The organism is Rhodococcus sp. ENV425 (assembly GCF_002887785.1).
GTDB classification, from domain to species: domain Bacteria; phylum Actinomycetota; class Actinomycetes; order Mycobacteriales; family Mycobacteriaceae; genus Rhodococcus; species Rhodococcus aetherivorans.
In genome coordinates this window covers 47,945-60,689 of the sequence record NZ_PCZU01000212.1, presented here as the reverse complement: position 1 = coordinate 60,689, position 12,745 = coordinate 47,945, and the positions used below count along the sequence as shown (strand labels likewise).

The window sequence follows — 12,745 nt, the reverse complement described above, 5'->3', positions numbered from 1 at the left end:
CCGAGCGGATCGGGATTCTGGTCGCCACCCGCGAGCCGCAGGGTCCGGCCGGCGTCGAGACGTCGGTGGTGCGGGGTCTCGGCGACGAGGCGGCCGGTCAGCTGCTGGCCGCCCTCCTGGGCCGGCGCCCGCCGGACGACGTGGTGGCGGCGGCGGCCGCACAGGTGGGGGGCAACCCGTCGGCGCTGCTGGAGCTGGCGGGCACTCTCTCGTGCGACGAACTCACCGGAACCCGTCCGCTGCGCCTCCCGGTACGCGCCGGGTCGGCCGCGACCCGCATCTTCGGCGCGCGCATCGCCACGCTCGACGACGCGACACGCCGAGCCCTCCAGGTCGCGGCGGTGGCGGCCGACGACGGGTTGCCGGTGGTGTCCGCCGTCCTGGCGCACCTGGGGATCGCCGGCGGTGCCCTGGGAACGCTCGAGGACACCGGGTTGACGTCGTTCGCGGGCGGCCGGTTGTCCTTTCCGCATCCGTTGATCCGCAGCGCCGCGGTATCCGATCTCCCGCCGACGCGGCGGCGGTCGCTGCACCGCGCAGTGGCCGAGATGCTCACCGATCCAGCGCAGCAGGACCGACGTGCGTGGCACCTGACCGAAGCCACCCTCGCCCCGGACGAGGGCACCGCCCGGGAACTGGAGCAGTCCGCGCGGCTGACGTCGGAACGGCGCGGGTACGCGGCCGCCGCGGTCGTCATGGAGCAGGCTGCCGCGTTCTCCGCCGACGAGGCGGGTACGGCCCGGCGTCTCTGCGCGGCGGCCGACGCGGCCCGGCGCGCGGGCCGCGGCACGACCGCGCTGCGGCTGCTGGACCGATCCGACGACCACACCACCGATCCGGCCCTGCGGGCCGCCAGCGCCGGCGTCCGCGGACGGGTCGAACTCCACACCGGCGCAGCGTGTATCGCACGCCGGGTGTGGGAGACGGGCGCCGCGGACATCGGTCGACGAGACCCGGCGCGAGGCGCCCACCTGTTGGCCATGGCGGCCGAGGGAGCACTCGTCGCCGGCGAGCCCGAGGGGGCACTGCGGCTCGCTCGCCGGGCGATCCGGTCGGCGCCGCCCCGGGACACCGACACGACGCTCCTCGGCTCGCTCGTCATCGGCAGCGCGTTGTCGTTGTCCGGCAACCCCTCCGACGGGATGCGCTGGCTGCAGGATGCGGCGGCGCTCGCGCGGTGGGGCACCGACGCCGACGTCGAATGGGTCCTGTTCGCGGAGCTGGGCGCGGTGGCCTGGCACGGGGAGGACGGCGATCCGCGGCAGGTGCTCGACCCGCTGGTCCACCGGCTCCGGGCCGAGGGCGCCTGGGGGCAGTTGCCCCTGGCGCTGTACGTCACGGCGCTGGCCGACAGCCGCCTCGGACGCCTGCACTCCGGTCGTCGCGCGGCCACCGAGGCCGTCGAACTCGCCACCCGCACGGGCGATCTGCTCGCGCTCTGCGCGGCGCTCGGATGCCTGGCGGAACTCGAGGCGCAACTCGGTGACGAACAGGCCTGCCGGGCGCACGCCGCCGACTCGTTGCGGATCCGCGAGAGGACCCGTCTGGGCGAGATGCACCGCGACGCCCTGGACGGACTCGGGCTGCTGGAACTGAGCCTGAATCGGCCCGACCGTGCCGTCGACCATCTGGAGGAGGCCAACCGGCGACCGTCCGGGTACGCGGACGGTCTCCTCGTCGCGCGAGCGTCGTCCGCAGACCTGATCGAAGCGTACGTCCGATCAGGACGCGACGTGCCGGACGCGGTTCGCGAACAGTTGCGGCTGCTCACGGAACTCGCGCTGCCTGATGCCCTCGGAGCCCTGATCTGCCGTGGCCGGGCACTGATCGGCGACGACGCGGAGTACGACACCTGGTTCACCAAAGCCCTGCAACTACACGCACGCTCGCCGTCCCCGTTCGACACCGCCCGGACCGCGCTGTGCTACGGCGAACGGTTGCGCCGCGCCGGGCGCCGGCGCGACGCCCGCAAGCATCTGGAGGCGGCGTTCGACGCGTTCCGGCACATCGGGGCCCGCACGTGGGCCGCACAGGCCGCGACGGAACTGGGCGCCGTCGGCCGGCCGGTCGACGCACCCGCCGCTGCCGCGGGGCACCGGCTCACCCCGCAGGAACTCCAGGTGGCCCGGCTCGCCGCCCGCGGCGGCACCAACCGTGAGATCGCCGAGCAGCTCTTCCTCAGCGTCAAGACCATCGAAATGCATCTGGGACGGCTGTACCGGAAACTCGGCATCCGGTCCCGCACCCAGCTGGCGAACTACCTGCGCGACAACGTCCTCGCCTGAGCATCCGACTCCCAGGACGATGGTCGCATCGGAATAGGTTGGGAATTCAGTCGATTCGATGCCATCTGAGAGTGCAATGCGTCCAGGAATGCCACCGCGGCGGGCGCGGGGTCGAAGTCGCTCCAGGCGAGGTATTCGACTCGGGTCGGCCCGTCGCTGACGGGCACCTTGACCAGATTCGGGTTCGAGGGGACGAAGGCGGGGGGCAGCAGTGCAACGGCGAGGCCCTGTTTCACGAGGTCGAGGATCAGATCGGTAGACATCGATTCGAAAGTCACCTCGCGCCGGAGTTCGGCAGCATCGAAGGCCCGGTCGCTCTGTGCGCGCCCCTGCGTCCCGGCGGGAAAATCCGCGAAGGTCTCGTCTGCCAGATCGCGTAGGCGCAGGCGGCGCCGCCCCGACAGTCGATGATCAGCGGCGAGAACGGCAACGAGACGTTCGCGGGCCAACTCGACGAACCGGACACGGTGAGGGGTGGTCGCGTCAGGCAGGCCCAGCACGGCGATGTCGACCTCGCCCGCGCGGATCGCGGTCACGAGTTCGTCGCTGCCGCCGTTTCGAAGCGCGATGCTCACCGCCGGGTGAGCGCGGTGGAATTCGCCCAGCGCAGTGGGAATGTCGATGGCGGTCACGGTGGGGATGACACCGATCGTCAACGGGCCACGGATCTGCCCTACGGTCGCTGCCGCGTCGGCGGCAGCACGCTCGGCGGCCTCCAGACTCGCCCGCGCCGCGGGCAGGAACGCCGCCCCGGCATCAGTGAGCTCGACCCGACGGCTGGTCCGGGCGAACAGCGGCACGCCCAGCTCTTGTTCGAGCGCCTTGATCTGGTGACTGAGCGCCGATTGGACGACGAAGCACTGCTCGGCCGCTCGGGTGAAGTTCTTCTTCTCTGCCACGGCGAGCACATACCGCAGTTGCTGCAACTCCATCCATCTATCGTGCATCGCGATCGTTGTGATGAAAAGCATGTGTTGGACTCATCAACCGAAAGGGCACGACAGTGGTGGGGTGACTACGACGACCACTTCTCCGCCCACGTCACCCGGCCCGGTGACGAATCGTGCGGCGCTCACCGCGGCGACCGCCGTGGCCCCGGTGGTGTGGGGCACGACCTACCTCGTCACCACCGAACTGCTGCCGCCTGACCACCCCCTGTTCGCCGCGCTCATGCGCGCTCTGCCCGCAGGCGCACTCGGCCTCCTGCTCTCCCGCACGCTTCCGCGCGGGGCATGGTGGTGGAAGGCCGCGGTGCTGGGCGCCTTGAACATCGGCCTGTTCTTCCCGCTGCTGTTCCTCGCCGCGGAACGACTGCCCGGCGGAGTGGCCGCCACTCTCGGGGCGGCCCAGCCGATCCTCGTCGCCGTCCTCGCCGTGATCGTTCTGTCCGAACGCCTCTCGCTCTGGCGCCTGGGCTGGGGCGTCGTCGGCGTGATCGGGGTGGGGCTGGTGGTGCTGGGCCCCGGAGCGATGTTCGACCCCGTCGGCATCATCGCCGGTCTGGCCGGTGCCGCTGCGATGGGAATCGGCGTCGTTCTCACCAAACGGTGGGGCCGGCCCGAGGAAGTCAGCGCGATCGGCTTCGCAGGCTGGCAGCTCACCGCCGGAGGCCTGGTGCTGCTGGCCCCGACGCTGTTGCTCGAGGGGATTCCCAGCCGAATCGGCGCCCCCGCCGTGGCGGGCTACCTCTGGCTCGGCATCGTCGGCGGGCTTCTCGCCTATTCCCTCTGGTTCAACGGCCTGCGCACCCTGCCGGTCACCGCGACGGCTCTGCTCGGACTGCTCTCCCCACTCGTGGCCGCCATCCTCGGCGTCGTCGTGGCAGGAGAAACCCTCAGCGCACTCCAACTTGTCGGCTTCGCGCTCGCCCTCGCAGCGCTGGGCGCCGGACAGGTCATCCCTCGTCCCCGTACTAGGAAAGGACTCCCGTCGTGAACATCACCGTCATCGGCGCCACCGGCATGGTCGGCTCGCGCCTCGTCACCGAAGCCGCCGCCCGCGGGCACCGCGTCACCGCCGCCGCCCGGCACCCCGGCACACACCCGGACCCCGCCGTCACTCCCCTCGCCGTCGATGCCGGCGCACCCGGGCAACTCGAGGCCGCACTCGCCGACGCCCACGCCGCGATCCTCGCCGTCCGTGCCGCTCCCGGCCAGGAGCAGACGATCGCACCGCTGACCACCGCAGTTCTGGACGCGGCAGGCCGGGCCGGCGCCCGTCTACTCGTCATCGGCGGGGCCGGGCCCCTACGCTCACCGCACAAGGGCGACCTGTCGGTCATCGACGATCCGAACTATGTGCCGATCGAATGGCGAGCGATCGCCGACGCCAGCGCCACCCAACTCCGCACCTGCGTCCAGCACCCGAACCACCGCTGGACCTATCTCAGCCCGCCCGCGATCCTCGAACCCGGTACCCGCACCGGCACGTACCGCCGGGGAACCACCACCCTGCTCACCGAGCCGGACGGCACCTCCCGCATCACCGCCGAGGACCTCGCCGTGGCCGCCCTGGACGAAATCGAGCGCCCCGGCACCGACCGGCACTTCACCGTTGCGCAGAACTCCACTGTTCACGCCGCCACATCAACGTCAGGGGTCAGGAGGGGCTGACAGCCCCGATTTACGGCGCGCGCACTCTTCAACCGTCATCGGCGGTGCCGGCGCGCCGCCGACGAGTCCGCCCAGTGCTCCCACGCCGACTGACGCGTCATCCCCACCAGCTCCCCCACCTGCGCCCACGAGGCACCCTCGGCGCGCAGGCGCCGTACCCCCTCGTCCACCACTTCGGTCAGGGCCTGCTGTTCGGCCGCCAACCGGTCGAGCTGCTCGAGCGCATCGAGCACCGCCGCCTTCGCCGACACCCGATAGATGTGGCGCACCCACTCCTCCTCGAGCTTTTCCCGCGTCAGGCGCCCCGGACGCAACGCCTCGCCCGAACCGACCCGCACCGCCGTGCTGCCCAGCCAGTCACAATGCAGACACTCCGCCCGCCACGCGCACGCTCCCACCGCAACCCCGCCGGCGATCGGCACCGGCCGCCCCGCCTCGTCCTCGATCCGGATCGTGCCGACATACGGCCCCTCCCCGGGTACCAGCAACTCCCACTCCGGCAACCGCCTCGCCATGTCGTCAGGCTCCACCCATCACGCAGGCGCCGTCAACCACACCCCGTGCCAGGTGCTGCGCGACGGGCACGGCAGGCAGGCGCTTTCGAACGTCGATCGACCACTCGCGGAGTCCACGGGCAGCTGCGGACGAAGGCGGATCGGATTTCGGGTTCGCTTCCGTCCGGTACGCGGCACGGGCACACTCACTGCATGGACTGCTCGGGACCCCCGTTCCGGGACCGTCCGATGACCGGATTGCCTCCGGCATCGGAGGCCCGGTATCCCGGATTCGACGATATCGAGATCGGCGATCTCGTCCGTCGCACCGGGGTCAAGTGGGCACGTGCCGTCCGCGCGGGCGCCCTGCCGGCCTGGGTGGCCGACATGGACTTCCCGATCGCCCCCGAGATCCGGGACGCGCTGTGCGAGTCGGCCCGGTCGGGAGAACTCGGCTACCCCGATTGGCTCGGCGGTACCCCGCTGCGTGCGGAGTTCGCCCGGCGGATGCAGTCCCGATACGGATGGACGGTCGACCCCGCCGACGTCCGGGAGCAGACCGATCTCATCCAGGCCCTGCAACTGATCCTGCACCTGCACACCGAGCGCGGCGACGCCGTCGTGATCCAGACTCCGAACTACCCGCCATTCCTCGCCACCATCGCGGCCATGGGCCGCAGGACGGTCGAATTCCCGTTCGCCGACACACAGGACGGGTGGCGGCTCGACTTCGAGACGCTCAGGGCGTCGCTCGCCGCCGAGCGCCCGCAAGTGCTCGTCCTGGTCGATCCGCACAACCCGACCGGACGCGTCCACACCCGTTCCGAACTCACCCGCATCGCCGAACTGGCCGTCGAGTTCGACCTTCTCGTCGTCAGCGACGAGATTCATGCGGAGCTGATCTACGCGCCGCACCGGCACATCCCGTTCGCGTCGATCAGTCCGGAGGCGGCAGCTCGGACGATCACCGTCACGTCGGCCGGAAAGGCCTTCAACATCGCCGGACTGCGCTGCGCCGTCGCGCACTACGGGTCGAAGCAGTTGCTCGCCGTGCGGGACGGCGAACCGCCCGACCTGTACGGAACCGTATCGACCCCGGCGGTGCTCGGCACACTGGCCGCATGGCAACGCTGTCAGAGCTGGCAGGACACGCTGCTCCGAGTGCTCGACCGCAACCGGCGACGTGTCGACACGGTCCTGCGCGAGCACCTGCCGGAAGCCCGCCACCATCTGCCGGAAGCCACCTACCTCAGCTGGGTCGATGTCTCGTCCGCACCCGTCGACGATCCGATCCGCCGGATCCGGGACCTCGGCCGGGTGCTGGTCGACGGCGGCAGACCCTTCGGAAGCGCGGCAGCGGGATTCGTGCGGATCAACTTCGCCACGTCGGCGGCTGTCCTCGAGCACATCCTCGACGGCATCTCGGCGGCGATGCGCGGGCGACGAGCCGTCTCACCGCTGACGGAGTTCCTCGGAACCTGATCCGCCCCGGTCCTCCGGCACCTCCCGATCGAGTTCGTCGAGCCAGATGCGCGCGGACGCGTCGGAGGGCGCACGCCAGTCCCCGCGCGGTGAGAGGGACCCCCCGGCGGCGACCTTCGGCCCGTTCGGCATCGCGGACCGCTTGAACTGGCTGAAGGCGAAGAACCGCTGGACGAACACACCCAGCCACCGCCGGATCTCGGGCAGGTCGTACTCGCGGCGGGCGTGCCCGGGATGGCCGGACGGCCACTCCCCGGCGCCGGCCTCGTGCCAGGCCTGCCATGCGAGGTAGGCGATCTTCGACGGCCGGAACCCGAAGCGCAGCACCTGGAACAGGAAGAAGTCGTGCAGGTCGTAGGGACCGATCGTGGCCTGGGTGCTCTGCGGCGTCTCCCCCTCCTCGACGGGGACGAGCTCGGGACTGATCTCGGTGCCCAGCACGGCCTCGAGGGTGGCGCCGACCTCGTCGTCGAATTGCCCCGACGAGACGACCCAGCGGATCAGATGCTGGATGAGCGTCTTCGGCACCCCGGCGTTGACGTTGTAGTGCGACATCTGGTCCCCGACGCCGTACGTGGACCAGCCCAGCGCGATCTCCGACAGGTCGCCCGTCCCGAGCACCAGGCCGCCGCGCTGGTTCGCGGCCCGGAACAGATAGTCGGTGCGCAGCCCGGCCTGGATGTTCTCGAACGTGATGTCGTAGACCCGCTCGCCGCGCGCAAACGGGTGACCCAGGTCCTCCAGCATCACGCGCGCGGCACGGGTGATGTCGATTTCCTCGAGCGTCACCCCGAGCGAGTGGCACAGCCGGCGGGCGTTCTCCCGGGTCCGGTCGCTCGTCGCGAACCCCGGGAGGGTGAAGGCGAGCACGTCCTCGCGCGGACGGCCGAGGCGGTCCATCGCCTTGACGGCGACGATGAGCGCGTGCGTGGAGTCCAGTCCGCCCGACACGCCGATCACGACCTTCGGACCGCCCCGCGTCGGACCACTCAGCGCACGCAGGCGCTGCTCGAGCCCGGCGACCTGGATGTTGTACGCCTCGTAGCAGTCGTGCTCGAGGCGGGCCGGATCGGACGGCACGAAGGGGTATCGCTCCACCCGGCGCCGCAACCCGATGTCGGTGAGCGGAGGCGCGAGGGTGAACGCGATACGGCGGAACGCGTCGAGGCGGGCCGCGTGATGACGCCGATTGTCGTCGAAGGTGCCCATGCGGGTGCGCTCGTTGCGCAGCAGTTCGAGGTCGACGTCGGCCACCGCGTGCTGTTCGCCGCGCGGGAACCGCTCGGTCTCGGCGAGCAGCATCCCGTTCTCGTACACCATCGCCTGCCCGTCCCAGGACAGGTCGGTGGTGGACTCCCCCGATCCCGCCGCGCAGTACACGTAGGCGGCCAGGCACCGCGACGACGCCGAGCGAGCCAGCAGGTGACGGTCCTCGGCGCGGCCGACGGTGATCGGGCTGCCCGACAGGTTCGCCAGCACCGTCGCGCCGGCCAGGGCGGCCTCCGCGCTGGGCGGGATGGGGACCCACATGTCCTCGCAGATCTCCACGTGGAGCACCAGACCGGGAACGTCGGTGGCCTCGAACAGCAGATCGGGACCGAACGGTGCGTCGTGACCGGCGACCCGGACCGTGCCGCTCGCATCGTCCCCCGGCGCGATCTGCCGGCGCTCGTAGAACTCCCGATACGTCGGCAGATACGACTTGGGGGCGACCCCCAGGACCCGGCCGCGGTGCACGACCGCGACGGCGTTGTAGATCCGGTGCCGATGCCGCAGCGGCAGGCCCACCAGCAGGACGGGCAGCAGGCCGGCCGAGCCGGCGACGATCTCCGCCAGCGCCCGCTCGGCCGCCTCCAGCACGGTGTCCTGCATCGACAGGTCCTCGACCGAGTACCCGGTCAACGTCATCTCGGGAAACACCGCCAGCCCGACCCCGTCGTCATGGCAGACCCGGGCGGCCCGCAGCACCGCCGCCGCGTTGGCCGCCGGATCGACGATCGTCGTCGGCGTCGCGCAGGCCGCGACCCGCAGGAAGCCATGGCGGTAGCTGGACCGGAACTCGGGTCTCGCCGCGGGGACGGGGACGTCCCGAGCGCCGGCTTCGTCGGTCATCGCGCTGCCTCCTTCTCCGTCGCCCGCGCCCTCGCGGCGCCCGGATCGCGTGATCGAATCCTAGGGATCCGGCGGCTCGACGCCACTCGGCGACGTGGAGCGGGCCGGATCCGGACTTTCGCGGCATTATCTCGGCGTTTCGGGGAACACTCCGGTACAGACGACGGAAACTGGGCCCGTCCGCGCGGCACAGGGGGTGGTGATGGCCTACCGGCACAGGGAATTCGTCGCTGCGCTGTCGAAGTTCGCGCAGCGCCTCCTCACCCCGTACGAGGTCGACGCCGCCCTCGACGCAGTCGTCCGCAAGGTGACCACCGTGCTCGAGCTGTCGGGAGCGGGAGTGACTCTGCACATCGACGGCCGGCTCCGGTTCGTCACCGCCGCCGGCGAACAGATCGAAGCGATGGAGCGGTGCCAGGAGCGATTCGCCGCCGGACCGTGCGCACACGCCTTCGCCCACGGCGAGACCATCGCCGTCTCCGATGTGCGCCGCCGCGACGATCTGTGGCCGGAGTTCGCCGCCGAGGCGCGACGGCGGGAGATCGCCGCCGTCGCCGGTGTCCCGATGCAGCTCGGCGAGGTCAAGGTCGGCGCCCTGGACCTCTACTGCCGCGAGCCCCGGGAATGGGCCGACGACGAGCTCGCCGCCGCGCAGGTGTTCGCCGACATGGCCACCGGCTACATCGTCAACTCGGACAAGCTGCGCCAGCAGGAGCAGCTCTCCGCGCAACTGCAGACCGCGCTCGACACCCGCATCGTCGTCGAGCAGGCCAAGGGCATCACCGCCCAGGCCCGCGGCGTCACGCCGGCCGCGGCGTTCGAGCTGATCCGCGCCTACGCGCGCCGCCATCAGGCGCCGGTGCGCGCCGTCGCGCAGGCGATCGTCGACGTCGGGTTGCGCATCTGACGTCGAGGTGCGCATCTGAGGACGTCAGACCTCCGCCGCGATCTCCCGGACGAGGGCGACCAGCTTCCCGTGATGCGAGCCGGCCCAGTAGATGCGGCCGCAGTCCGTGCACCGGGAGAACTCGTCGTAGAAGCGGCGGGTGAGCGGCTCGAGCCGATCGAGGACCTCGTCCTTGGGCACCGGGTCGAGCCGGCCGTTGCAGCGCAGGCACCGGGTGAGCGGGGCGAACCGCGCCGCGAGATCGAGCCGGCGGACGACCTCGACGATCTGCTCGAGCGGGCGGTCGGCGTGCACGAACAGCCCGTGGGTGATCTCCCGACGCTCGAGCAGTCCCCGGTCGCGGGTCAGCAGGATCCGCTGATCCGCACGCCCGATCCTCGCCAGCTCCGCGTCGTCCATGTCGGACGTCCAGATCACGTCGAACCCCAGCAACCGGAGCAGGCGCGCCAGCCGGCCCAGGTTGACGTCGACCACGAACCGGGGGTCACGCAGGGGAACCGGGCGCAGCCGGGTGATCGGCTCGATGTCGAGCGCCTCGAACAAGGGATAGACCGCTATGCGGGCGCCCGAGTGCGGCCGGTACGCGAAATCCACCGGCTCGCCGTCGACCACGATCAGATCGACCTCGGTGTGCGGTATGCCCATCGCCTCGACGACGTCCTTGACCGTCTGATGGGCACGGAACGGCCGCCGCACCGCGATGCCCCGCGACTCGGGCGCCACGAAGTCGTTCAGCTCGGCGTACGCCCGGACCTCGACGTGGCCGGTCATCGGACCATCTTCGCGCGCAGCATGACCCGGCACAACCGCCGCGGCGGGCGTGACGCCGGTCGCAGTCGGTCACGTTCGGGAATCGCGGGTACGCCAGCCCGGTTGCGCCCGACATGGATTTGTTTACACCTGTCACCCTCGGAGACCTCGAACTCGCCAATCGCGTTGTCATGGCCCCACTGACCCGGCTGCGGTCCGGCGCCTCCGGCGTCCCCGGAGACCTGGTGGTCGAGCACTACCGGCAGCGGGCGAGTGCCGGGCTGATCATCGCCGAGGGCACCTATGTGAACCACGAATCGCAGGCCTTCGTCGGCCAGCCGGGGATCGTCACCGGCGAGCAGGAGGCCGGCTGGCGGCGGGTGGCCGAGGCGGTGCACGACCGCGGCGGCCGCATCGTGCTGCAGGTGATGCACGGCGGCCGGGTCACGCACCCCGACGTGAACGGCGGCCGGCGGGTCGTCGCCCCGAGCGCGATCGCGATCGACGGTGTGGGGCACACGGAGAAGGGCAAGCAGCCGTACCCGGTGCCGCACGCGCTGACCACGGAGGAGGCGCGGGCGATCATCGGGGACTTCGTCGCCGCGGCCCGCCGGGCGATCGAGGCCGGGCTGGACGGCGTGGAGATCCACAGCGCCAACGGCTACCTGCTGCACGAATTCCTCTCCCCGGCCGCCAATCAGCGCGCCGACGAGTACGGCGGTTCGCCGCAGAACCGGGCCCGTTTCGTCGTGGAGGTGGTCACGGCGGTGGCATCGGCCATCGGCGCCGGCCGGGTCGGGCTGCGGATCTCGCCGGAGCACAACATCCAGGACGCCTACGAAACCGACCGGGACGACGTCCTGGCCACCTACGGCACCCTGCTCGAGCAGGTGCGCCCGCTGAATCTGGCCTACCTGTCCGTGCTGCACGCGGACCCGGCCGGTGAGCTGGTGCAGGAGCTGCGCCGGCGTTTCGGCGGCAGGCTGATCGCCAACAGCGGCTTCGCGTCGCCGACCACCCGTGCGGAGGCGGTGCAGCTGATCGAGGCCGCCCATGCCGACGCCGTGGCGGTGGGCCGGGCGCTCATCGCCAATCCCGATCTGGTCGAGCGCTGGCACGGCGAGCACCCGGAGAACGAGCTGCGGCCGGCGTTGTTCTACTCGCCGGGCGCCGAGGGCTACACCGACTACCCGTTCCTGCAGGCGGGCTGAGCCTCAGGGCTGCGCCGGCCCCGCTCGGCAGCGGAGAGAACAACTCTCGCCGTCTTCATGGTGCGGTGACGGGCGCGACCAATCATACCGATAGATGCAGACTATCAATCGAATCAGACCGGTCGATTGGCATTATCTATCGAAAGTCGTTAGTGTTCACAACGTCAGAAACCCATATCGACCGAACAGAGGTTCAACGTGGCCCTGATCAACAAGCAGATCAAGCCCTTCTCCGCGACCGCCTACCAGGAGGGCGGCTTCGTCTCCGTGTCCGACGAGGACATCAAGGGCAAGTGGGCGATCTTCTTCTTCTACCCGGCCGACTTCACCTTCGTCTGCCCGACGGAGCTCGGCGACCTGGCCGACCACTACGAGGAGCTGCAGAAGCTCGGCGTCGAGGTCTTCTCGGTCTCCACCGACACCCACTTCACGCACAAGGCGTGGCACGACTCGTCCGAGACCATCGGCAAGATCAAGTACGCCATGATCGGCGACCCGACCCTGCAGATCAGCACCAACTTCGAGGTGCTGCGTGAGAACGAGGGCCTGGCCGACCGCGGCACCTTCCTCGTCGACCCGGACGGCATCATCCAGTTCACCGAGGTCACCGCGGAGGGCATCGGCCGCAACGCCGCCGAACTCGTCCGCAAGGTCAAGGCCGCCCAGTACGTCCGGTCGCACCCGGGCGAGGTCTGCCCGGCCAAGTGGGAAGAGGGCGACGACACCCTCGCCCCGTCGCTGGACCTCGTGGGCAAGATCTGACGCACCCGGATTCGACACCCCGGTAGTGCGGCGCGGGGTCCGGTCCGCCGGACCCCGCGCCACCCCCGGAGCGCCGAACCACCCGGCGCAGTTCCCTTCGCCCCGATCACCGTTCCGCCCCGTCGATGGA

The 12,745-nt window shown here is 70.8% G+C and carries 11 protein-coding genes; 7 read left to right on the top strand and 4 right to left on the bottom strand.

Translation table 11 applies throughout. The features are described from left to right. Positions 1–2,285, top strand: a 2,285-nt coding sequence (locus CQZ88_RS32305; protein ID WP_308410813.1) for a LuxR C-terminal-related transcriptional regulator, incomplete at its 5' end; no start/stop codon positions are given. Here the strand turns inward: CQZ88_RS32305 and CQZ88_RS17935 are convergent. Then, positions 2,258–3,217 carry a LysR substrate-binding domain-containing protein gene (locus CQZ88_RS17935; protein WP_006931984.1) on the bottom strand — a complete coding sequence of 320 codons (960 nt, stop codon included), beginning with the start codon at positions 3,215–3,217 and terminating at the stop codon, positions 2,258–2,260. The genes CQZ88_RS32305 and CQZ88_RS17935 overlap by 28 nt on opposite strands. A 37-nt stretch (positions 3,218–3,254) precedes the next feature. On the opposite strand from CQZ88_RS17935, the gene CQZ88_RS17930 reads away from it, so the two are divergent. Further along, positions 3,255–4,220, top strand: coding sequence for an EamA family transporter (locus CQZ88_RS17930; protein ID WP_006931982.1), 966 nt, complete (start codon positions 3,255–3,257; stop codon positions 4,218–4,220). Continuing rightward, positions 4,217–4,897: an NAD(P)-dependent oxidoreductase gene (locus CQZ88_RS17925; RefSeq protein ID WP_006931980.1), complete on the top strand. Its 681-nt coding sequence runs from the start codon at positions 4,217–4,219 to the stop codon at positions 4,895–4,897. Before CQZ88_RS17930 ends, CQZ88_RS17925 begins: the two co-directional genes overlap by 4 nt. A 35-nt stretch (positions 4,898–4,932) precedes the next feature. Here the strand turns inward: CQZ88_RS17925 and CQZ88_RS17920 are convergent, their stop codons facing one another. Further along, complete coding sequence (locus CQZ88_RS17920) at positions 4,933–5,412, bottom strand: hypothetical protein (RefSeq protein WP_006931977.1); 480 nt, start codon at positions 5,410–5,412, stop codon at positions 4,933–4,935. A gap of 228 nt (positions 5,413–5,640) precedes the next feature. On the opposite strand from CQZ88_RS17920, the gene CQZ88_RS17915 reads away from it, so the two are divergent. Then, positions 5,641–6,873, top strand: coding sequence for a MalY/PatB family protein (locus CQZ88_RS17915; RefSeq protein ID WP_102800110.1), 1,233 nt, complete (start codon positions 5,641–5,643; stop codon positions 6,871–6,873). Here the strand turns inward: CQZ88_RS17915 and CQZ88_RS17910 are convergent. Next, complete coding sequence (locus tag CQZ88_RS17910; RefSeq protein ID WP_006931973.1) at positions 6,844–8,985, bottom strand: NAD(+) synthase; 2,142 nt, start codon at positions 8,983–8,985, stop codon at positions 6,844–6,846. The two genes, CQZ88_RS17915 and CQZ88_RS17910, sit on opposite strands and share 30 nt — an antisense overlap. Positions 8,986–9,187: 202 nt before the next feature. On the opposite strand from CQZ88_RS17910, the gene CQZ88_RS17905 reads away from it, so the two are divergent. Further along, complete coding sequence (locus CQZ88_RS17905) at positions 9,188–9,892, top strand: GAF and ANTAR domain-containing protein (RefSeq protein ID WP_206530702.1); 705 nt, start codon at positions 9,188–9,190, stop codon at positions 9,890–9,892. Between the two features lie 24 nt (positions 9,893–9,916). On the opposite strand, the gene CQZ88_RS17900 is transcribed toward CQZ88_RS17905, so the two are convergent. Continuing rightward, positions 9,917–10,663 carry a Mut7-C RNAse domain-containing protein gene (locus CQZ88_RS17900; protein ID WP_006931970.1) on the bottom strand — a complete coding sequence of 249 codons (747 nt, stop codon included), beginning with the start codon at positions 10,661–10,663 and terminating at the stop codon, positions 9,917–9,919. Positions 10,664–10,776: 113 nt separating this feature from the next. Between CQZ88_RS17900 and CQZ88_RS17895 the strand changes: the two genes are divergently transcribed. Together CQZ88_RS17895 and ahpC are read left to right on the top strand one after the other, a co-directional pair. Continuing rightward, positions 10,777–11,853, top strand: a complete 1,077-nt coding sequence (locus CQZ88_RS17895; RefSeq protein WP_065922996.1) for an alkene reductase — start codon at positions 10,777–10,779, stop codon at positions 11,851–11,853. Positions 11,854–12,051: 198 nt separating this feature from the next. Beyond that, complete coding sequence (gene ahpC, locus CQZ88_RS17890; protein WP_050034622.1) at positions 12,052–12,615, top strand: alkyl hydroperoxide reductase subunit C; 564 nt, start codon at positions 12,052–12,054, stop codon at positions 12,613–12,615. Positions 12,616–12,745: the final 130 nt, after the last annotated feature.

Excerpts from the sequence above, each read along its gene's own strand:
- CQZ88_RS17935 (WP_006931984.1), bottom strand. The coding sequence starts at position 3,217 with ATGGAGTTGCAGCAACTGCGGTATGTGCTCGCCGTGGCAGAGAAGAAG.
- CQZ88_RS17930 (WP_006931982.1), top strand. The coding sequence starts at position 3,255 with ATGTGTTGGACTCATCAACCGAAAGGGCACGACAGTGGTGGGGTGACT.
- CQZ88_RS17920 (WP_006931977.1), bottom strand. The coding sequence starts at position 5,412 with ATGGCGAGGCGGTTGCCGGAGTGGGAGTTGCTGGTACCCGGGGAGGGG.
- CQZ88_RS17915 (WP_102800110.1), top strand. The coding sequence starts at position 5,641 with ATGACCGGATTGCCTCCGGCATCGGAGGCCCGGTATCCCGGATTCGAC.
- CQZ88_RS17910 (WP_006931973.1), bottom strand. The coding sequence starts at position 8,985 with ATGACCGACGAAGCCGGCGCTCGGGACGTCCCCGTCCCCGCGGCGAGA.
- CQZ88_RS17905 (WP_206530702.1), top strand. The coding sequence starts at position 9,188 with ATGGCCTACCGGCACAGGGAATTCGTCGCTGCGCTGTCGAAGTTCGCG.
- CQZ88_RS17900 (WP_006931970.1), bottom strand. The coding sequence starts at position 10,663 with ATGACCGGCCACGTCGAGGTCCGGGCGTACGCCGAGCTGAACGACTTC.
- CQZ88_RS17895 (WP_065922996.1), top strand. The coding sequence starts at position 10,777 with ATGGATTTGTTTACACCTGTCACCCTCGGAGACCTCGAACTCGCCAAT.